Consider the following 21120-nt stretch of genomic DNA (forward strand, 5'->3'; position numbering starts at 1 on the left):
AACGCTCGATCTCTCGTCTATCGTAAGCGGCATAAATGGAGCTTGAGGGAGCTCCGCGCCGCTTCAGCTTCGTCTTACCGCCGGCTACGATCGAAGATCAGCGATCTGCGATCGACGATCGGCCGGCATCACTTCACCCGCGAGGGCGCCTACCAGCGGTAGTGCGCGAAGGCCTTGTTGGCCTCGGCCATGCGATGGGTGTCTTCCTTCTTCTTGATCGCGCCACCGCGATTCTCGGCGGCGTCCAGCAGCTCACCCGCGAGCTTCGCCTTCATCGTCTTTTCGCCGCGCTTCGTCGCGCTCTGAATCAGCCAGCGGATCGAAAGCGCGAGCTTGCGGCTCGGGTTGACTTCGACCGGCACCTGATACGTCGAACCGCCGACGCGCCGCGACTTGACCTCGACAGCGGGCTTGACGTTCTCGATCGCCCGCTTGAACACCTTGACCGGATCGTCGGAGGTGCGCTCTTTCACCGTCTCGAGGGCATCGTACAGGATGCGCTCGGCGACCGTCTTCTTGCCCTGGCGCATCACGACATTGACGAACTTGGTCACCAGCTGCGAACCGTAAAGCGGGTCCGGCAGAACGTCTCGCTTCGGTACTTCCCGTCTCCTGGGCATCGATCGACTCCGTTACGACTTCGGCCGCTTGGCGCCGTACTTCGAGCGCCCCTGCCGGCGGTTCTGTACACCCACGGAGTCGAGCGTTCCGCGGATGACGTGATAGCGCACACCAGGCAGGTCCTTCACACGACCGCCACGGATCAGGACGATGGAGTGCTCCTGAAGGTTGTGCCCGACGCCCGGAATGTAGGTCGTGACTTCGATTCCGTTGGTCAGGCGCACCCGGGCGACCTTGCGCAGCGCCGAGTTCGGCTTCTTCGGGGTCTGGGTGTAGACGCGGACACAGACTCCCCGGCGCTGCGGCGCCTGCTGCAGAGCCGGGCTCTTGGTCTTGCTGATGACGCGCTGGCGACCCTCGCGGACCAGCTGATGAATCGTCGGCATGCGAACAGACTCCTGATTTCTTCGATCCTCGAAACCGAGACGCGCCGGTGGCCGGGACACAGCCCGACCACTTGCTACGACTCGCACTGCCCGACTGGTCCTGGGGACTACAGCGGGGGGAGAGGAAAAGTACCATCTCCGACAACCGTCCGTCAAGCGAAGTGGGACGACTCTTTTGCAGTTTTCAGCGAGCCGGCCGGCCCACCACCCTTTCAGGGGGTTGTGGAGCCCTCGAATTGCCTATAATTCGTGACATGACGAATCGACGAAGTGACGACTCGGCCCACCTCGATGAGCTCGTCGAGACGGCCAAGGGCCTCGCCCATCCCGCTCGCCTCCGTATTCTGGCCATGCTGCATGAAGGCGAGCTCTGCGTCTGCCAGATGACCGCCGTGCTGGAGCTCGCCCCTTCGACCGTCTCGCAGCACCTTTCGGTGCTCAGCCGGGGTGGGCTTCTCGCCGACCGGAAGGAGGGCAAGCTGGTCTTCTACCGCCTGCGGACGGACGGCGCCGCCGCCGCCCTGCTGCCTCCGCTGCTCGCCCTGTTTGCACACGGCGCGGTTGCCGGGACGGATCGAGCGGTCGTCGCCCGCCTGCGCGAGATTCCGATCGCCACGATCTGCGCCGCCGAGCTCGGCCTGGCGGCGATCGACGTCCGCAAGGCTGTGGCATCGTGACCCGCGGTGTCCTCTTCCTCTGCGTCGCCAACTCGGCCCGCAGCCAGATGGCCGAAGGGATCGCCCGGCAGCTCGCCGGCGAACGCCTGCGGGTCCAGAGCGCCGGCTCGGCGCCCTCGCAGGTCAACCCGCTCGCCATCCGGGCACTGGGCGAGATCGGCGTCGAAACCTCGGGTCAGCGCTCGAAGTCGGTCGACGAGATCGATCGGGCCACGGTCGACACCGTGATCACCCTCTGCGCCGAGGAGGTCTGCCCCGTGTTTCTCGGCACGGTTCGTCGCCTGCACTGGCCGCTGCCCGATCCCGCCGGACACGACGAGGGGGAGGAAGCGAGCCTCGAGCGCTTCCGGTCGGTACGCGACGAGCTCAGCCGGCGCATTGCGGCCTGGCTGCAGCAGGAAGGGCACTCTCCCGCAACGAAGGCAGGAGACTGAAATGGAACCGAGCGTCTTCAAGAAGCTGTCACTGCTCGACCGCTACCTGACGGTCTGGATCTTTCTCGCCATGGGCGTCGGCGTCGGAGCCGGGTTCCTGTTCCAGGCTTCGGTGCAGCGTTTCAACGCCGCGTTGACCGTCGGCGAACACACCAACCTGCTGATCGCCGCCGGCCTGATCCTCATGATGTATCCGCCGCTCGCCAGGGTGAAGTACGAGCTCATGCCGAAGGTCTTCGCCGATCGGAAGATCCTCGGCCTGTCGCTGCTGCAGAACTGGGTCGTCGGCCCGGTCCTCATGTTCCTCCTGGCCATCGGCTTCTTCGGCTTCGTCGCGCCGGCGTTGTTCGGCCCCTCCGAGCAATGGAGCCATTACATGGTGGGCCTGATCCTCGTCGGCATCGCCCGCTGCATCGCCATGGTGCTGGTCTGGAACCAGCTCGCCCGGGGCAGCAGCGAGTACGCGGCCGGCCTGGTCGCCCTCAACAGCGTCTTTCAGATCGTCACCTTCGGCCTTTACGCCTGGGTCTTCATCACCGTCCTGCCGCCGCTCTTCGGGATGGAGGGCGCCGTCGTCCCCGTGACCATCGGCGAGATCTTCGCCAGCGTCATGATCTACCTCGGCATCCCGTTCGCCGCCGGCATTCTCAGTCGGCTGATTCTCGTGTCGTGGAGGGGCGCGGCCTGGTACGACCGCGAGTTCATTCCGCGGATCTCTCCCATCACGCTCGTGGCGCTTCTCTTCACCATCGTGGTGATGTTCTCGACCCAGGGCGAGCGGATCATCGCCCAGCCGCTGGACGTGCTGTGGATCGCGGTTCCGCTGGCCGCCTATTTCTCCATCATGTTCCTGCTCAGTTTCTTCATGGCGTGGAAGGTCGGCGCCGACTACCCTCGCGCCGCGACGCTGGCGTTCACAGCCACGGGCAACAACTTCGAGCTCGCGATCGCGGTGGCCATCGCCGTCTTCGGCATCTCCTCACCGATCGCCTTCGCGACCGTGGTCGGGCCGCTGGTCGAGGTGCCCGTGCTCATCGGCCTGGTCCACGTGAGTCTCTATTTGAAGCGCCGCCTCTTCAGTGAGGTTCCGCGCGTCGCCGGAGCCGCATGACGACTCTCGCCCTGCGCTTCCCGCAGAAGCACCCCCGCGCCCTGCTGCTGCTCGCGGGCGGAGCCTGGTTCGCACTGTACCGGATCCTCGTTCCAGGCTCCGAAGCGCTCGTGGCCGCTCTACCGGTCGATCGCGCCAGCCATCTGGGCGGTGCCCTGCAGTTCTTCTTCTACGACACTCCCAAGGTCCTCCTGCTACTCACGGGCGTCGTCTTCGTAATGGGGATGGTCAACTCCCATTTCACGCCGGAGCGAACCCGAGCCCTGCTCGCCGGTCGCACCGAAGGCGTCGCCAACGCGATGGCGGCGGGGCTCGGCATCGTGACGCCGTTCTGTTCCTGCTCGGCTGTGCCGCTCTTCATCGGCTTCGTCCAGGCCGGGGTGCCGCTGGGGGTCACCTTCTCCTTCCTGATCTCGGCGCCGATGGTCAACGAGGTGGCGCTGGCCCTGCTCTTCGGCATGTTCGGCTGGAAGATCGCCACCCTCTATCTCGGCCTCGGTCTCGCGGTCGCGATGATCGCGGGCTGGGTCATCGGCCGCCTGAAGATGGAGGCCTACCTCGAGGACTGGGTGCGCAACATGCCGCGCGTGGAGGCGTCCGCGGACGATACGGTTCTCACCCTGGGCGATCGGATCGCAGCCGGCTTCACGAGCGTCCGCGAGATCGTCGGCAGGGTCTGGCCCTACATCCTGGCCGGTATCGCCATCGGCGCCGCCATCCACGGCTGGGTGCCCGAGACCTTCATGGCCAGCTTCATGGGCAAGGGGGCCTGGTGGTCGGTGCCGCTGGCCGTCCTCATCGGCATACCGATGTACTCCAACGCCGCCGGAGTGATCCCGGTCGTGCAGGCGCTGCTCGCCAAGGGTGCGGCTCTCGGAACCGTGCTCGCCTTCATGATGAGCGTCATCGCGCTCTCGCTCCCCGAGATGGTCATCCTGCGCAAGGTCCTCAAGTGGCGCCTGATCGCCACCTTCGTCGCCGTCGTCGCCACCGGCATCCTGATCGTCGGCTACCTGTTCAACGCGGTTCTCTGATTCCCGGCTCGTCTCGCACAGGAGAGATACACCATGAGAGAGATCAAGGTCTTGGGCACCGGCTGCTCCAACTGCAGGAATACCGTCAAGCTCATCGAAGAGATCGCCCGCGGAAAGGGCGTCGAGATCCACCTGGAGAAGGTCGAGGAGATCCGGCAAATCATGGCTTTCAACGTCCTGGCGACTCCCGGCGTCGTGCTCGACGGCCAGGTCGTTCATGCCGGGGGCGTGCCGTCGCGCAGCAAGATCGAAAGCTGGTTCTAAAGGAAAGGGCGGCTGCTGAAGCCGGAAACAGGGACTCAAGAGTCCCCGTTCCCGGGCCAGAAGCCGCCCGCGCCTGCATGCCCTGCTGCTGACGCTACTCCGTTTCCGCGACCTCCTGGGGCAGGGCGCGGATCTCGTCGTCGCCGAAGTCGAAGTACATCTCGTCGTCCGCCGGGTGGGTGATCTCCGGCAGATCTTCCGCGATGTGGAAGTCGTGGTACGGCGCCATGCCAGTACCCGCCGGGATGAGCCGGCCGACGATGACGTTCTCCTTCAGGCCGCGCAGGTAGTCGACCCGGCCGGAGATAGCCGCCTCGGTCAGCACCCGCGTGGTCTCCTGGAAGCTCGCGGCCGAGATGAAGCTGTCGGTCGAGAGGCTCGCCTTGGTGATGCCCAGAAGCAGCGGCCGGCCGATCGCGGCCCGCCCGCCTGCGGCGATGACGCGCTCGTTCTCTTCCTGGAAACGCCACCGGTCGACCTGCTCGTCGACCAGGAACTCGGTGTCGCCGACTTCCTCGATCTTCACCGAACGCATCATCTGCCGGACGATGACCTCGATGTGCTTGTCGTTGATCTGCACGCTCTGCGACCGGTAGACCTCCTGGATCTTGTCGGTCATGTAGCGCTGCAACTCCTTCTCGCCCAGCACCTGAAGAACGTCGTGCGGGTTGATCGGGCCGTCGATCAGCGGGTCGCCGGCATGAACACGCTCGCCGTCCTGAACGTTGACGTGCACCGAGCGCGGCACCAGGTACTCGCGATTCTCCTGCGTGTCCCCTTCGACGGTGACGCGGCGCATGCCCTTGTGGATCTCGCCCAGCCGGACGGTACCGTCCACCTCGGTGATGATCGCCGGCTCCTTCGGACTGCGGGCTTCGAAGAGCTCCACCACCCGCGGCAGACCGCCGGTGATGTCCTTGGTCTTGGCCGCCTCGGCGCGCGGGATCTTCACCAGCACGTCGCCGGCCGTGACGATCTGCCCCTCGTTGACCATGAGGTGCGATCCCGACGGCAGGATGTAGCGTCGGTCGGTCCCGGCGCCCTTCACCACGATCGCCGGGATGCGCTTCTCGCTGGCCGAAGCCTCGACGATAATGCGCTGCGAGAGGCCGGTGACCTTGTCGGTCTCTTCGCGGACGTTCTCACCCTCGGCGATGTCGCGGTACTCGATGGTGCCGCCGATCTCGGAGAGGATCGACGACGTGAACGGATCCCATTCGACGAGCTCCGTGCCGGTCTCGACTTCCTGTCCGTCCTGGACGTGAAGCCGCGATCCGTAGGCGAGCGCGTAACGCTCCTTCTCGCGACCCTTGGAGTCGGTGATCAGGAGCTTGCCGTTGCGGTTGACGACGATCAGGTCGCCGGTCTTGGCGTCGACCGTGGAGACGTTGAGGAAGCGCACCGTTCCGGGATTCTTGGCCTGATGCTTCGACTGCTCCGACACCCGCGAGGCCGTACCGCCGTAATGGAAGGTACGCATCGTGAGCTGCGTTCCGGGCTCGCCGATCGACTGCGCGGCGATGACGCCCACCGCCTCGCCGATCTCTACCTGCCGGCCCGACGCGAGGTTGCGTCCGTAGCAGGCGATGCAGACTCCGCGGCGCGTCTCGCAGGTCAACACCGAGCGGATCTTCACGCGCTCGATGCCGGCCCCCTGAATCGCGTTCGCGAGCTCCTCGGTGATGTCGGACCCGACCTCGATGAGAACGTCGCCGGTCATCGGATCGTAGATGTCCTCCTGGCTGACGCGACCGACGATCCGGTCCCGCAGGGCCTCGAGGATCTCTCCACCTTCCATGATCGCCGAAACGTGAATGCCGTCGATTGTGCCGCAATCCGGCTCGTTGATGATCACGTCCTGCGCGACGTCGACCAGACGGCGCGTCAGGTAGCCGGAGTCGGCCGTCTTCAGCGCGGTGTCCGCGAGGCCCTTGCGGGCGCCGTGGGTCGAGATGAAGTACTGCAGAACCGAGAGGCCTTCGCGGAAGTTCGCCGTGATCGGAGTCTCGATGACCTCGCCCGAGGGCTTCGACATCAGTCCGCGCATGCCGGCCAGCTGTCGCACCTGCTCACGCGAGCCTCGCGCGCCGGAGTCGGCCATCATGTTGATCGGGTTGAACTCGTCGCGCTCCTTCTCGACCTTCTTCATCTCGCGGAACATCTCTTCCGAGACCTTTTCCGTGACGCGATGCCAGATGTCGATGATCTTGTTGTGGCGCTCGCCCTGGGTGATGACACCGGCGGAGCGCTGCTTCTCGATCTCGAGAACCTCCGTCTTCGCCTGGTCGAGCATCGACTGCTTGGCCGCCGGGATCACCATGTCCTCGACGCCGATCGAGATGCCGGCCTTGGTCGCGTACAGGAAGGTGATCTTCTTCAGGTCGTCCAGCATCTTGACCGTCAGATCGTTGCCGTGCTTGATGTAGCAGTATCCGACGAGATCCTGCAGGCCGCGCTTCTTCAACAGGCCGTTGATGAACGGGATCTCTTCGGGCAGGTTCATGTTGAGGATGACCCGGCCGACGGTGGTCTCGATCAGAGCCTTGTCCATCGTCTCGACTTCGGCGTGAACGACGTCCTGGTTGTCGACCTGCGTCTCGAGGTTGGCGTACAGACCCGAGTAGCGGACCCGGATGATCGTGTGGGTCTCCACCACGCCTTCGTGCAGGGCGAGGAGCACCGAGTCGAAGTCGACGAACGACTTGCCCTCGCCCTTGGCGCCCTTCTTGGACATCGTGAGGTAGTAACCGCCCAGCACGAGGTCCTGCGACGGCACGGCGAGCGGACGGCCGTGCGCCGGCGACAGAATGTTGTTCGCCGCCAGCATCAGGACGTGACACTCGATCTGCGCCTTGGGCGAGAGCGGGACGTGCACGGCCATCTGGTCGCCGTCGAAGTCGGCGTTGAAGGCCGCGCAGACGAGCGGATGGATCTGGATCGCCTTGCCCTCGATCAGCTTCGGCTGGAACGCCTGGATGCCGAGACGGTGGAGAGTGGGCGCCCGGTTCAGCATCACGGGGTGGTCACGAATGACCTCCTCGAGAGCGTCCCAGACTTCGTCCTCCTCGCGCTCGACCATCTCCTTCGCCGCCTTGATCGTGCCGACGAAGCCCTTGAGCTCGAGCTTGTTGTAGATGAACGGCTTGAAGAGCTCGAGCGCCATCTTCTTCGGCAAGCCGCATTCGCGCAGCGAGAGCTCGGGGCCCACGACGATGACCGAACGGCCCGAGTAGTCCACGCGCTTGCCCAGGAGGTTCTGGCGGAAGCGGCCCTGCTTGCCCTTCAGGGTGTCGGAGAGCGACTTCAGCGGGCGGTTGTTCGAGCCCTTGAGGACCCGGCCGCGACGGCCGTTGTCGAACAAGGCATCGACCGCCTCCTGGAGCATCCGCTTCTCGTTGCGGACGATGACTTCCGGCGCCCGCAGTTCGAGCAGCTTCTTCAACCGGTTGTTGCGGTTGATGACGCGGCGATAGAGATCGTTCAGGTCGCTGGTGGCGAATCGTCCGCCGTCGAGCGGCACGAGCGGCCGCAGCTCCGGAGGGATCACCGGCAGCACGTCGAGGATCATCCACGACGGCTTGTGGCCCGAGCGCCGGAATGCGTCGACGACCTTCAGGCGCTTCGCCGCCTTCAGCCGGCGGATCTGACTGGTCTCCGTACGCATGACGACGCGCAACTCTTCGGAGAGGTCGTCCACTTCGATCCGGCGCAGCAGCTCCTTGATCGCCTCGGCGCCCATCTTGGCGACGAAACCGCCGTCGCCGTACTGGTCACGGAGCTCGCGGAAGCGCTCTTCGGACAGGAGCTCCTTCTCCTTGAGCTCGGTGTCGATCGGATCGATCACCACGTAGCTCTCGAAGTAGAGGATGCGCTCCAGGTCGCGCAGCGAGATGTCGAGCAGGTGGCCGATGCGGGAAGGCAGCCCCTTGAAGAACCAGACGTGCGACACCGGGCTCGCGAGCTCGATGTGGCCCATGCGCTCGCGGCGCACGCGGGACCGCGTGACCTCGACGCCACACTTGTCGCAGACCACGCCGCGGTGCTTCATGCGCTTGTACTTGCCGCACAGGCACTCCCAGTCGGTGATCGGACCGAAGATCTTGGCGCAGAAGAGCCCGTCACGCTCCGGCTTGAAGGTCCGGTAGTTGATGGTCTCGGCCTTGGTGACCTCACCACGGCTCCAGGCACGGATCTTCTCCGGCGACGCGATCGAGATCTTGATCGCGTTGAAATCCTTCAACGTTCTCGGCTTGTCAAAACTGCGAAGGGGTTGCAATATCGTTCCTCCTCAAACTCTCGCGAGTGGAACCAAATCAGATTTTCAGAAGCTCGACGTCGAGACAGAGACTCTGGAGCTCACGGACCAGCACATTGAACGACTCGGGCAGACCCGGCTCCTCCGGAACTTCTCCCTTGACGATCGCTTCGTAGACCCGGCTGCGGCCTTCGACGTCGTCCGACTTCACGGTCAGCAGTTCCTGCAGCGTGTAAGCGGCGCCGTAGGCCTCGAGGGCCCAGACTTCCATCTCTCCGAAACGCTGGCCGCCGAACTGCGCCTTGCCGCCGAGCGGCTGCTGCGTGATCAGCGAGTACGGTCCGATCGAGCGCGCGTGAATCTTGTCGTCGACGAGATGGGAGAGCTTCAGCATGTAGATGTAGCCCACCGTCACGTGCTGCTCGAAAGGCTCGCCGGTCATGCCGTCGAAGAGCAGCGTCTTGCCCGAGTGCGGCAGGCCCGCCTCGTCGAACAGCGCCCGCATGTCCTCTTCGGTGCAACCGTCGAACACCGGCGTCGCGAACTCGAGGCCCAGGACCTTGCCCACCCAACCGAGGTGGGTTTCGAGGATCTGACCCACGTTCATTCGGCTGGGTACGCCGAGCGGGTTGAGGACGATCTCGACCGGAGTGCCATCGGGAAGGTACGGCAGGTCCTCCTCCGGCAGAATCCGCGAGATCACGCCCTTGTTGCCGTGGCGGCCGGCCATCTTGTCTCCGACCTGAAGCTTGCGCTTCATGGCGACGTAGACCTTGACCAGCTTGATGACGCCGGGCGGCAGCTCGTCGCCCTTCTGCAGCAGCTCGATGCGCTGCTTGTTGACGCGGTGCAGGATCTCGATGTGCGAGTCCGTCTTGCGGTAGACCAGCTCCACGCGGTCGGAGAGCTTCTTCTCGGCGAGCGGCAGCCGGATGACTTCCTGGCGGGAGAGCGACAGCAGGGCTTCCCGCGTGATGCGGTCGCCCTTGTCCAATACCTTCTCGCCGGTGCGCGACTTGACGGCCGCCGTCACCACCTGCCCGAGCAGGATGTCGTTGATCTTCTTGTTGCGCTCCTCCGAGAAGATGCGGACCTCGTCGCGGGCGTTCTTCTCGAGCCGGTCGATCTCCTGGTTCTCGATCTCCTGAGCGCGAATGTCCTTCTCCACTCCCTTGCGGGAGAAGATCTTGACGTCGACGATCGTGCCCTCGATGCCGGGCGGAACCTTGAGCGAGGCGTCGCGAACGTCGCCGGCCTTCTCGCCGAAGATCGCCCGCAGGAGCTTCTCTTCCGGGGTCAGCTGGGTCTCGCCCTTGGGCGTCACCTTGCCGACCAGGATGTCACCGGCCTTGACCGTGGCGCCGATGCGGATGATCCCCGCCTCGTCGAGATCCTTGAGCGCGGCCTCCGAGACGTTCGGGATGTCGCGCGTGATCTCTTCCGGTCCGAGCTTGGTGTCCCGAGACTCGATCTCGAACTCCTCGATGTGGATGGAGGTGAAGTAGTCCTCTTTCACCATCTTCTCGGAGATCAGAATCGCGTCTTCGAAGTTGTATCCCCGCCATGGCGTGAACGCCACGAGGACGTTCCTGCCGAGCGCCAGCTCGCCCATGTCCGTGGACGGACCGTCGGCCAGAACGTCGCCCTTGCGGACGCGGGTTCCCTGCTTCACGACCGGACGCTGGTTGATGCAGGTGTTCTGGTTCGAGCGCCGGAACTTGGTCAACTGGTAGATGTCGGCGCCGAATTCCTTCTGCTCGCCGGTCTCGATGTCCTCACCCTCGACGCGGACGATGATGCGCTCGCCGTCCACCAGGTCGACGATTCCGCCGCGCTGGCAGAGAACCACGGCGCCAGAGTCTCTGGCGACGGTGCCTTCGAGGCCGGTGCCCACGATCGGCGCATCGGCTACGAGCAGCGGAACGGCCTGGCGCTGCATGTTGGAACCCATCAGTGCGCGGTTGGCGTCGTCGTGCTCGAGGAAGGGGATGAGCGCCGCCGCCACCGACACCAGCTGCTTCGGGCTGATGTCCATGTAGTCGACGCGATCGCGCTCGACGGTGACGAAGTCGCCGCCGGCCCGGGCGATCACCCGGTCGTCCCGGAAGATTCCCTTGTCGTCGGTGCGCTGGTTCGCCTGCGCGATGATGTACTTCTCCTCTTCCCAGGCGGTGAGATAGAAGGCCTGAGGTTCGGGCTCGATCAGACGCTTGCCGGCCTTCGCCAGGCGCGCGTTCTCACCGAGGAGGTCGTCCTCGGTGATCAGCTGGCCGAGCTTGAACTTGCCGTCGCCGACCTTGACGACCTTGTAGTGGTTGAGCACGCGCCCGTTCTCGACCTTCTTGTAGGGGCTCTCGATGAACCCGTACTCGTTGATCCGGGCGTATGTCGCGAGCGACGAGATCAGACCGATGTTCGGGCCTTCCGGCGTCTCGATCGGGCAGATGCGGCCGTAGTGGGAGGCGTGGACGTCGCGAACCTCGAAGCCAGCGCGCTCCCGTGAGAGGCCGCCCGGTCCGAGGGCCGAGAGACGGCGCTTGTGGGTGACTTCGGAAAGCGGATTCGTCTGGTCCATGAACTGCGACAGCTGGGACGAGCCGAAGAACTCCTTGATCGCCGCAATGACAGGCTTGGAGTTGATCAGGTCGTGCGGCATCGCCGAATCGATGTCCTGATGGACGGACATCTTCTCCTTGATCGCGCGCTCCATGCGCACGAGGCCGATGCGGAACTGGTTCTCGAGCAGCTCGCCCACCGCGCGCACCCGGCGGTTGCCGAGGTTGTCGATGTCGTCCACCCGTCCGATGTCCTTGTGCAGCCGCAGCAGATACTCGATGACGCGGATGAAGTCCGACTCCGACAGGGTCTTCTGATCGACCGGAACCTCGGAATCGAGCTTGATGTTGAACTTGAAGCGCCCGACGCGCGAGAAGTCGTAGCGCTTGGCGTCGAAGAACATGCCGTAGAACAGCGACCGCGCCGAGTCGAGCGTCGGAGGATCGCCCGGGCGCATGCGGCGATAGATCTCGAGCAGGGCTTCCTTGGAGTTGCGCGTGTTGTCCTTGGCAAGCGTGTTCGACAGCACGGCGCCGCACAGATCCCACTCCGGGAAGATGACCTCGACGCCGGTGTGGTTCTTGCCCTTCAGGCGCTCCGAAATGTCCGCCGGTACGAGATCGTTGGCCTCGAAGAGGACTTCGCCGGTCTCGAGGTCGACGACGTCGGCGGCGAAGAGCGCGCTCTCGAGGTCTGAAGTCTTGACCTTCGTCTGGACGGGCTTGCCCTGCTCCAGTTCGGCGACCATGGCTTTCGAAAGGGTGACGCCGGCGAAGACCGGGTAGGTTTCCCGGCGGCCGCGCGTCTGCCGGTCACGATGCCGCTCCCGCTCCAGCACCGTCGGCGGGATCGTCAGCGTGAACTCCGAGGGGTTCGAGACGTCGACGCCCACCGCCGCGTAGAACTGGCGCAGGATCGACTCGTCGGTCTCGAGGCCCAGGGCGCGCAGGAACACGGTGCCGTGGAACTTGCGCTTGCGGTCGATACGGACCGAGAGCACTTCCTTCTGGTCGTACTCGAACTCCACCCACGATCCACGATAGGGGATGATCTTCGAGAGATACGTGCGCGGGCCTTCCTTGGTGAAGAACACTCCGGGGGAGCGGTGCAGCTGGCTCACGATCACGCGCTCGGTGCCGTTCACGATGAAGGTACCGTGATCGCTCATCAGCGGGATCTCGCCGAAGTAGACCTCTTCCTCCTTGGCGTCACGCATCATTCGCGCGCCCGTCTCGGGGTCCTTGTCGTAGACGAACAGCCGGAACGTCACTTTGAGAGGCACGGCGAAGGTCATGCCGCGTTCCTGGCAGTCGGCGATCGAATAGTCGAGATGCAGATCGACCGGGTTGCCGCAAGTGTCGCACTTGGTGACCCGGTTCTTGTTCACGAAGCCGCACTGGGTGCAGGTGACCGTCTCTTCGTGGGGATGGTCGGTCATGACCCTGGAACCGCAGTTGGTGCAGGTGGTGCGAAGGAACTCCAGACCCTTCATCTCACCGCACTTGCACTGCCATTCTCCGATGGTGTACTTCACGAAATCGAGCGAACAGGTTTCGCGGAAGTCGGAGAACGGGAAGATGCTGGTGAACACCGACTGCAAGCCCTGATTCGCCCGCTCCTCGGGGAGCAGGTTCATCTGCAGGAATCGGTCATAGGACCGCTTCTGGACGTCGATCAGGTTCGGGATCGCGAGCGTGCTCTGAATCCGCGAGAAGTTTTTGCGGGTGCGGCCTACGGTCTTGGCTAGATTTTCCATGGGTTCGATCTTGTCCACCCCGTGATCCAAAGAGCTACATGCGGCAATTTAGGGCCAAAAAGAGTCGACACCCCGCCCCAGCCGCGAAATCGCGGCTTTGGCGGGGGTGCGCTCTACGGCCGGCAGGAACGCTGCTGGCGTCCGCGACGGCCTTGCGAAGAAGGGTGCGTGTCCAGCCACCCCCTTACTTGATCTGGACCTGAGCCCCCTGCTCTTCGAACTTCTTCTTGATCGATTCGGCTTCGGTCTTCGAGACGCCTTCCTTGATCTTCTGGGGGGCGCCCTCGACGAGGTCCTTCGCCTCCTTCAGGCCGAGGCTGGTGACTTCGCGAACCACCTTGATGACGTTGATCTTCTTGTCACCCGCGCTGGTCAGAACGACCTCGAACTCGGTCTGCTCTTCGGCCGGAGCCGCCGCAGCCGCGCCGCCGCCCGCCGCCGCCGCCGGAGCCGCAGCCGCGGCCGCCGACACGCCGTAGTGCTCTTCGAGCGCCTTGACGAGGTTGTTCAACTCGAGCACAGACATGCCGTCGATCTTCTGGATGAACTCTTCGACCTGGATAGCCATCTCTTCCTCCGTCGTCTCGGGCCTTCGAGCCCGAAGTCCTGATTATTCTTGCGGCGCGGGGAGCACCCCCCGGCCCGGCTTACTCTTTTTTCTTCGCGACCTGGTCCAGCACGATGGCAAGGCGCTGTGGCCCGGACGCCGCGAGGACTCGAACGAAACGCTGAATCGGCGACTGCATGAGGAAGAGCAGCTTCCCCAGCAGCTCCTGACGGCTCGGCAGGGAAGCGATCTCCTTCACCTGCGAGGCATCGATCGGCCGCCCTTCGACCAGGCCGCCCTTGAACTCGAGGACCGCCGGGGCATCCTTGGCGAAATCGGTCAGGACCTTGGCGAGCGCGACCGGATCCGCCAGGCTGTAGGCCACCGCGGTCGGACCGTTGAAGTGCTCCTTGACCTGCTCGAGCGGCTTGCCGGCGACCGCGAGACGGGCGAGTGTGTTCTTGATGACCACGTACTGCCCGCCGGACTTGCGAACGCGGCTGCGCAGGTCGTTGACCTGGTTCACCGTGATGCCCTTGAATCCCACCACGAAGGCATGCTCCGCCGAGGCCATGGCCTCTTCGTAGCCTCCGAGGATCTCTTCCTTGGTATTTCGCGTCAGTGGCATGTCGAGCTCCCTTACTCCTCAGCGCCCGCGAGGGCGTTCTCGTCGACGCGGATCCCGGGACCCATCGTGGACGACACCGTCGCTGACTTCACGTACTTCCCCTTCGCGGCCGGGGGCTTGGCCTTGATCACGGCGGCGACGAGCGCGTTCGCGTTCTCCGAGAGCTTTTCCGGACCGAAGGAGCGCTTGCCGAAGGGCGCGTGGATGATGCCGGTCTTGTCGACGCGGAACTCGACCTTACCGGCCTTGATCTCCTCCACCGCCCGCTTCACGTCGGGGGTCACCGTGCCGGTCTTCGGATTGGGCATCAGGCCGCGCGGGCCGAGCACCTTGCCGAGCCGCCCGACGACGCGCATCATGTCGGGGGTCGCGACAACCGAATCGAAGTCCAGCCAGCCGCCTTCGATCTTCTTCGCCAGCTCTTCGCCACCGACGTAGTCGGCGCCGGCCTCCTCGGCCTCCTTGATCTTCTCGCCCTGCGCGAAGACCAGGACGCGCGCCGTCCGTCCGAGCCCGTGCGGCAGCAGGACGGTTCCCCGCACCATCTGGTCGGCATGTTTCGGGTCGACGCCGAGCCGCATCGCGATCTCGACCGTTTCGTCGAACTTGGCGTAGGCCGTCTCGGTCGCCAGTTTGATGGCGTCCGCCAGCAGATAGAGCTTGGGCTCCACCTTGGAGGCCGAGCTGCGGTACTTCTTTCCGTGCTTGCTCATTCCTGGTTCCCTCTGGTCCGAACGGCCGTTTTTGCGGCCTCCCAGATCCGTCTGGCCAAGCCCTCAGTTGGGCGAAGCCGGTTTCCCGAGAACTCGACGACTGTCGAGTTCGTTCCAGATCTCGAACTCGACGGCTGTCGAGCTCCTTCAACCAACTCGCAGCTCAGCCCTGGACTTCGATGCCCATGGAGCGGGCGGTGCCCTCGATGATGCGGACGGCGGCTTCGATGGTGCCGGCGTTGAGATCGGGCAGCTTCGACTTCGCGATCTCCTCGACCTGCTGTTTCGAGACCTTTCCGACCTTGTTGCGGTTCGGCACGCCGGATCCCTTCGGGATGCCCGCCGCCTTCATCAGGAGAATCGCCGCAGGCGGCGTCTTGGTGATGAAAGTGTAGCTGCGGTCGGAATAGACCGTGATCACCACCGGAATGATCAGACCTTCCTGGGCCTGGGTTCGGGCGTTGAACGTCTTGCAGAAGTCCATGATGTTCACGCCGGCCTGTCCGAGCGCCGGGCCCACAGGGGGAGCCGGCGTCGCCTTGCCCGCCGGAATCTGCAACTTGACGTACCCGGTAACTTTCTTCGCCATGATTCAACCTTTCCCGACTAGAGCTTCTGGACCTGCAGGAAATCGAGCTCGACCGGCGTGTGCCGCCCGAAAATCGTCACCATGACCTTGAGCGTGTTGCGGTCCAGGTTGACGTCGTCGACCACACCGGTGAAATTGTTGAAGGGACCATCCACGATCTTGACCGGCTCGCCCTTCTCGAAGACATGCTTGGGCTTCGGCTTCTCCTTCGCCGTCACCACCTGCTCGAGGATCTGCGTCACTTCCTCGGCGGAGAGCGGCGTCGGCGTCTTGCCCATGCCGACGAAGCCGGTCACCTTCGGCGTGTTCTTGACCACGTGCCAGGTGTTCTCGTTCATCTCCATCTCGACGAGAATGTAGCCGGGAAAGAACTTGCGCTGCGTTTCGCGCTTCTTGCCGCCCTTGAGCTCGACGATGGTCTCCATCGGAATGCGGATCTCTCCGATCGACTCGCCATAGCCCAAGGCATCGGCACGCTGGCGCAGATGCTGCCGCACCCGCTCCTCGAACCCGGAGTAGGTGTGGACGATGTACCAATGGCGGCTCGCCGGCGGGGAATCCGCCTTGGCGCCGCCCACCTTCTCGGCATCGCCCAAACCCATGAACGAGAAGGTGGGGGCCGTCACGAGCCCACCATTTTGAAGAGCTGGACGATGATCATGTCCGCCAGCCAGAGGTAGATGGCGAAGACGACGCTCGTCACCAGTACCACGATCGTCGTTCCCACGACCTCGTCACGAGTGGGGAACGAGACCTTCTTCATCTCGGCCTTGACCTCGCCGATGAACCGAGGAATCGAAGCGAAGAAGTCCTTGACCTTTTCCAACCAGTTCATTTCGCTCCCACAATCCATGCTTGGCAGGCCAGGAGGGATTCGAACCCCCAACATCCGGTTTTGGAGACCGGCGCTCTACCAGTTCGAGCTACTGGCCTAGAAATCGTCCACATCAGTACGATGCTTACTTGACCACTTCGGTGACGGTGCCCGCGCCGATGGTGCGGCCGCCTTCGCGGATCGCGAAGCGCACGCCCTTCTCCATCGCGATCGGAGCAATGAGCTCGATCGAAAGGTTCACGTTGTCGCCGGGCATCACCATCTCCGTGCCGGCCGGCAGCGTCCCCACTCCCGTCACGTCCGTCGTACGGAAGTAGAACTGCGGACGGTAGCCGTTGAAGAACGGCGTGTGACGACCGCCCTCCTCCTTCGTCAGCACGTACACCTCGCCCTTGAACACCGTGTGCGGCGTGATCGAACCCGGCTTCGCCAGCACCTGCCCGCGCTCCACGTCGTCCTTCTTCGTGCCGCGCAGCAGCACTCCGACGTTGTCGCCCGCCTCGCCGCGATCCAGGAGCTTGCGGAACATCTCGACGCCCGTCACGATCGACTTCTGCGTCGGCCGGATGCCCACGATCTCGATCTCGTCCTGCACCTTCACGATGCCGCGCTCGATCCGGCCCGTCACCACCGTGCCGCGACCCGAAATCGAGAAGATGTCCTCGATCGGCATCAGGAACGCCTTGTCCACGTCGCGCTCCGGCATCGGAATGTAGGTGTCCAGAGCCTCGTACAGCTTGATGATCGACTCCGCGCCCAGAGGACCCGGATCGCCCGTCAGAGCCTTGATCGCCGCGCCGCGGATGATCGGAGTGTCGTCGCCCGGGAACTGGTACGACGACAGCAGGTCGCGAACCTCCATCTCCACCAGGTCCAGCAACTCCGGATCGTCCACCATGTCGCACTTGTTCAGGAACACCACGATGTAGGGCACGCCGACCTGACGCGCCAGCAGGATGTGCTCCCGCGTCTGCGGCATCGGGCCGTCCACCGCCGAAACCACCAGGATCGCGCCGTCCATCTGCGCCGCTCCCGTGATCATGTTCTTCACGTAGTCCGCGTGACCGGGGCAATCGACGTGCGCGTAGTGGCGGTTCGCCGTCGAGTACTCGACGTGCGACGTCGCGATCGTCAGAATCTTCGTGGGGTCACGACGGCCCTGCGACTCGGAAGCCTTCGCCACCTCGTCGTACGGCACATACTTGCCCCAGCCCTTGTCAGCGGCGACCTTCGTCAGCGCCGCAGTCAGCGTCGTCTTCCCATGGTCCACGTGACCGATCGTTCCAACGTTCACGTGCGGCTTGGTGCGGTCGAATTTTTCCTTGCCCATGGCGCCCCGATTGCCTCCTCAGACGGCCGTGCCCGCGGACGGGCGGTTCGTATACAGACTCAAGTACTGCTTGCAGCTCCATCCACCCGAGTGAATCCGGCAAAACCCCGGCGAATCAATGGAGCCCACGATCGGGCTTGAACCGATGACCTCTTCCTTACCAAGGAAGTGCTCTACCGCTGAGCTACGTGGGCGCAGACTCACGCCGGACCCGCGCCGCATCAGCCTGACGGCGGCAGCCGATCAGCGGCGCAACCTGAAGATCTCGCATCTCTCCTGTTGATTCGCTGCCTTTTGCACCCCAACTCCATGCCGCCGCGTAATTTGCGACGGAAGCTGGGTGGACCGCGAATTCTGGCATCTCGGGGATTTCTTGTCTAGCCCCCGTGTAAGCAATTTTTCGACCCGATCGGGCCCGGAGGGCGCTTTTCCTTCAAAATCGGCCCAGAATCTGTCCGTCCGGAGGCTGGCCCCCGCTGGGGATGGCCTCGAGAAGGATATCCCGTGCCGATCCTTCGGACCACCCCCCTGCCCGTCCGAAGTCACCCTGCCTGTGAACCAGCTCGCTGCGGATCTGCCCGACAGGGTGCAGCCTCACGCACCCACCGCCCCGGGGCGGGGCCGGAGGCCGGACGCGCGCCCGGAGGGGGGACCCCTTGGACGGTCAGCCGAGCGCAAACGTACTGCTCGCGAGGAGGAGCTCTCACCTTGAAGAATCTTGAACAGCGCAGTTGGGTGGACGTCCGGCGGAGAGTCGTATGACGGGACGGCAGGCCTGGCTTCCGATCGCCGGCCTCTGGCTCGCTCTCGGGTTCGGCCCGTTCGGCCCGGTGGCGGCGCGCGCCGCCTGCCCGCAGGGGCATGGGCCCTTCGGTACCACGCTGCTGACGCCCGACAGGGCTTACCTCGTCTGTATCGTCGACGCGTCGACGCCCGGCAAGTACGAGCTCTACAGCGCGCCCACCGCCGGAGGCCCGGCCGTCCGCCTGTCGCCCGACCTCGGCGCCGACCGCGACGTGATTCTGGTGGCCATCTCGCCCGACAGCCGGAGGGTCGCCTTCTCAGCCGACCCGATCAGCTGGACCAAATACGAGCTCTACACCGTCGCCATCGGCGGCGGCCCGGCCACGAAGCTGAACGGCTGGCTGCCGCACGAGCATGACGTCGACGATTTCGCCTGGAGCTCGGACGGCCGCCGCGTCGTCTACCGCCAGGGACGAAACACGGTCGGCTCCTGGCACCTCTACTCCTCGCCTGCCACGGGAGGCTCGTCCGTGCGCCTCTCGCCCGAAATGCCGATCGGGGGCGCCGTGCAGCGGCCCTTCCAGATCCTCGGCGGCGGCCTGGTGCGCTACTCGGCCAACCTCGACGGCGGCGGCATCTTCGACTGGTACGTCGCCCCCGACTCGGGCGGCATGACTCTTCAGGAGGTCTTTCGCGAGGACTTCGAAACCGGCACCGCCGCATCCTGGCGCTGACGCCGGCAACGGCGACGGGCCGGGAAGCCGGTGGGTAATGGCCCCGCGACGCCTGGCGCCGCGACTAGGGACAGAAGTCGCCGCCCCCCACTGTCGTGCTCCAGGGGCAGGTATCGCCGGACTCGAAGCCGTCGCTGAAGGGCACCGGCGCGAGCCGCTGTGCGAAAACCCCGGCTTCGAGGCCGTCCTGCCCCGGGTCGCTGATCCAGACCGCGACGAATTTCTCGCCGGTCCCGGCCGCGATCACAGGCGCGAACTGGGCCGAGGAGGTGTAGGTGTTCACCTGGAACTCCCCGGCCACGGCACTGCCCGACGCGTCGAATCGCCGGGCGAAGACTCCATGGGAGGAACCGTCCTGGCCCGGGTCGCCCCAGGTCACGACGAAGCTTCCGGCGGCATCGACCGCGACCGCCGGATTCCACTTGTAGCCCGGGGCGGAAGTGCTGACCGAGAACTCGCTGCCCACGGGACTTCCCGTCGCGTCGAAGCGTTGGCCGACGATCTCACTGCCCTGGCCGCCCGTGCTGCGCGCCCGGTTCCAGACCACGACGAAGTCGCCCAAAGGACCCATCGCGGCCGCCGGCGCGACCTGCCAGTTCGACGTGTAGGTGTTGACCTGGAATTCGCCGCCCACCGGGGTGCCGGCGGAGTCGAAGCGCTGACCGAAGATGCCGTAGTTCGAACCGTCCTGGCCATAGCTGTCCCAGACCACGACGAAACTTCCGGGCGTTCCCGCAGTGCTCGCAGAGCTTGCGGCGCTCGCAGCACTCGAAGCCACGGCCGGCCGGCCCTGGGCATCGAAGGTCGCGGAGTTCACCTGGAACTCGCCGCCCAGCGGAGCGCCGTCGGCGTCGAAACGCCGCGCAATCACCTCATCGTCCTGCCAGACCACGACGAAGTTGCCCAGACCGTCCGCTGCGACTGCAGGGAGCACGGCCGCTTCTCCCGTCGTCGAACTGTTGACCTGAAACTCGCCGCCGGCAGGTTGGCCCGCCGCATCGAATCGCTGAGCGAACAGGTTGGAGTCGGCGCTCTCAGGGGCGACGCGCTTCCAGACCACCAGGAAGTTCCCCGCCTCATCGGCGGCAACATCGGGCGAGTCCTGGTCGAGCGAGGTAAAGGTGTTGACCTGGAACTCGCTCCCCGACCGCGCCCCGACGGAATCGAAGCGCTGGCCGAAGATGCCGAATCCGGAGCCATCCTGGGAGTCCCCTTTCCACACCACGACGAAGTTTCCCGCCGCGTCGGAGGCGACCGCCGGATAGTCCTGGTCGCCGGTCGTGAAACTGTTGACCTGGAACTCGGGGCCGACGAGCTGGGCGACTGCGGGTTGCGCGACCCCGACGGCGAGGAGCACGAGCATCGCCCGGAGGAGTGGGCGTCTGCGGAGGGAGAACTTCATCGCAATCGCCAAGGTAGCACGCCGCGAAACGACCGGCTGCGCAGTTTCCGACAGCAACCTCGCGAGCGTACACTAAGCTCCGTCCGCATCTGGAGAAGCGCCCTTGTCGACCCCGAAGGATCGAGCGGCCCCTGGCCCCTCCGCCGCCGCCCCCGAGCGCCCCTGGGAGCTCGAAACCCTCGACCCGGCGCCGCTCGCGCAGGCGCCCACTCTCGCTGGCGGCTCGCCAGCCCCGGTCCGGCCAGCCGGCGCACCCGGCGACGGACCCTGGATGCTCGGCGCCTACCGCATTCTCGGCAAGCTCGGCGAAGGGGGGATGGGGATCGTCTACGAGGCGGAGCAGCAGCACCCGCGGCGGCGGGTGGCGCTCAAGGTCATCCGCGGTGGCCGCTTCGTGGACGAGCCGCACATCCGGATGTTCCAGCGCGAGATCGACACCCTGGCGCGCCTCAAGCACCCGCACATCGGCGCCATCTACGATGCCGGGCGGACCGAGCAGGGGGA

19 protein-coding genes and 2 tRNA genes are annotated in these 21120 nt (G+C 64.9%); 7 read left to right on the top strand and 14 right to left on the bottom strand.

The window, feature by feature from the left end; genetic code table 11:
- Positions 1–149: 149 nt before the first annotated feature.
- Both rpsG and rpsL read right to left on the bottom strand, forming a co-directional pair.
- Positions 150–620, bottom strand: coding sequence for a 30S ribosomal protein S7 (gene rpsG / locus KBI44_11675; protein MBP9145137.1), 471 nt, complete (start codon positions 618–620; stop codon positions 150–152).
- 12 nt (positions 621–632) lie between these two features.
- Positions 633–1007: a 30S ribosomal protein S12 gene (gene rpsL, locus KBI44_11680; protein MBP9145138.1), complete on the bottom strand. Its 375-nt coding sequence runs from the start codon at positions 1005–1007 to the stop codon at positions 633–635.
- A 254-nt stretch (positions 1008–1261) separates the two neighbouring features.
- Between rpsL and KBI44_11685 the strand changes: the two genes are divergently transcribed.
- The 5 genes from KBI44_11685 to KBI44_11705 are packed head-to-tail and all read left to right on the top strand — an operon-like array spanning position 1262 to position 4527.
- On the top strand, positions 1262–1684 hold the full coding sequence (locus tag KBI44_11685) for a winged helix-turn-helix transcriptional regulator (GenBank protein ID MBP9145139.1): 423 nt from the start codon (positions 1262–1264) through the stop codon (positions 1682–1684).
- Positions 1681–2118: an arsenate reductase ArsC gene (locus tag KBI44_11690; protein ID MBP9145140.1), complete on the top strand. Its 438-nt coding sequence runs from the start codon at positions 1681–1683 to the stop codon at positions 2116–2118. The genes KBI44_11685 and KBI44_11690 overlap by 4 nt, the downstream gene beginning before the upstream one ends.
- A gap of 1 nt (position 2119) precedes the next feature.
- The gene (gene arsB / locus KBI44_11695; GenBank protein ID MBP9145141.1) at positions 2120–3229 is read left to right on the top strand and encodes an ACR3 family arsenite efflux transporter; all 1110 of its coding nucleotides are present in this window, start codon (positions 2120–2122) and stop codon (positions 3227–3229) included.
- A complete protein-coding gene (locus KBI44_11700) occupies positions 3226–4263 on the top strand; it encodes a permease (protein ID MBP9145142.1) in 1038 nt (345 codons plus the stop codon). The genes arsB and KBI44_11700 overlap by 4 nt, the downstream gene beginning before the upstream one ends.
- 33 nt (positions 4264–4296) lie before the next feature.
- Positions 4297–4527 (top strand): thioredoxin family protein, encoded by a 231-nt coding sequence (locus tag KBI44_11705; GenBank protein ID MBP9145143.1) that lies wholly within the window; start codon positions 4297–4299, stop codon positions 4525–4527.
- A gap of 94 nt (positions 4528–4621) precedes the next feature.
- On the opposite strand, the gene rpoC is transcribed toward KBI44_11705, so the two are convergent.
- From rpoC to KBI44_11760, 11 genes are all read right to left on the bottom strand, one after another.
- A complete protein-coding gene (gene rpoC, locus KBI44_11710; GenBank protein ID MBP9145144.1) occupies positions 4622–8803 on the bottom strand; it encodes a DNA-directed RNA polymerase subunit beta' in 4182 nt (1393 codons plus the stop codon).
- Positions 8804–8840: 37 nt separating this feature from the next.
- Positions 8841–13094, bottom strand: coding sequence for a DNA-directed RNA polymerase subunit beta (rpoB, locus tag KBI44_11715; protein ID MBP9145145.1), 4254 nt, complete (start codon positions 13092–13094; stop codon positions 8841–8843).
- A gap of 184 nt (positions 13095–13278) precedes the next feature.
- Complete coding sequence (gene rplL / locus KBI44_11720) at positions 13279–13662, bottom strand: 50S ribosomal protein L7/L12 (GenBank protein ID MBP9145146.1); 384 nt, start codon at positions 13660–13662, stop codon at positions 13279–13281.
- A gap of 79 nt (positions 13663–13741) precedes the next feature.
- The gene (gene rplJ, locus KBI44_11725) at positions 13742–14269 is read right to left on the bottom strand and encodes a 50S ribosomal protein L10 (protein MBP9145147.1); all 528 of its coding nucleotides are present in this window, start codon (positions 14267–14269) and stop codon (positions 13742–13744) included.
- 11 nt (positions 14270–14280) lie between these two features.
- A complete protein-coding gene (locus tag KBI44_11730) occupies positions 14281–14982 on the bottom strand; it encodes a 50S ribosomal protein L1 (protein MBP9145148.1) in 702 nt (233 codons plus the stop codon).
- A 163-nt stretch (positions 14983–15145) separates the two neighbouring features.
- Positions 15146–15571: a 50S ribosomal protein L11 gene (rplK, locus tag KBI44_11735; protein ID MBP9145149.1), complete on the bottom strand. Its 426-nt coding sequence runs from the start codon at positions 15569–15571 to the stop codon at positions 15146–15148.
- Positions 15572–15588: 17 nt separating this feature from the next.
- On the bottom strand, positions 15589–16173 hold the full coding sequence (gene nusG, locus KBI44_11740) for a transcription termination/antitermination factor NusG (GenBank protein ID MBP9145150.1): 585 nt from the start codon (positions 16171–16173) through the stop codon (positions 15589–15591).
- A gap of 20 nt (positions 16174–16193) precedes the next feature.
- Positions 16194–16406 (bottom strand): preprotein translocase subunit SecE, encoded by a 213-nt coding sequence (gene secE, locus KBI44_11745; GenBank protein ID MBP9145151.1) that lies wholly within the window; start codon positions 16404–16406, stop codon positions 16194–16196.
- Positions 16407–16427: 21 nt separating this feature from the next.
- Positions 16428–16504, bottom strand: a tRNA-Trp gene (locus tag KBI44_11750).
- Positions 16505–16530: 26 nt separating this feature from the next.
- Positions 16531–17736: an elongation factor Tu gene (tuf, locus tag KBI44_11755; GenBank protein ID MBP9145152.1), complete on the bottom strand. Its 1206-nt coding sequence runs from the start codon at positions 17734–17736 to the stop codon at positions 16531–16533.
- Between the two features lie 119 nt (positions 17737–17855).
- Positions 17856–17930 (bottom strand) — tRNA-Thr (locus KBI44_11760).
- A gap of 564 nt (positions 17931–18494) precedes the next feature.
- Between KBI44_11760 and KBI44_11765 the strand changes: the two genes are divergently transcribed.
- On the top strand, positions 18495–19214 hold the full coding sequence (locus KBI44_11765) for a PD40 domain-containing protein (GenBank protein MBP9145153.1): 720 nt from the start codon (positions 18495–18497) through the stop codon (positions 19212–19214).
- A 64-nt stretch (positions 19215–19278) separates the two neighbouring features.
- Here KBI44_11765 and KBI44_11770 read toward each other — a convergent pair whose 3' ends face one another.
- Complete coding sequence (locus KBI44_11770) at positions 19279–20616, bottom strand: hypothetical protein (GenBank protein ID MBP9145154.1); 1338 nt, start codon at positions 20614–20616, stop codon at positions 19279–19281.
- A 103-nt stretch (positions 20617–20719) separates the two neighbouring features.
- On the opposite strand from KBI44_11770, the gene KBI44_11775 reads away from it, so the two are divergent.
- A partial coding sequence (locus KBI44_11775; protein ID MBP9145155.1) for a hypothetical protein occupies positions 20720–21120 on the top strand: 401 nt, incomplete at its 3' end.

The sequence above is a fragment of the Thermoanaerobaculia bacterium genome (genome assembly GCA_018057705.1).
Taxonomy (GTDB): Bacteria; Acidobacteriota; Thermoanaerobaculia; order Multivoradales; family JAGPDF01; genus JAGPDF01.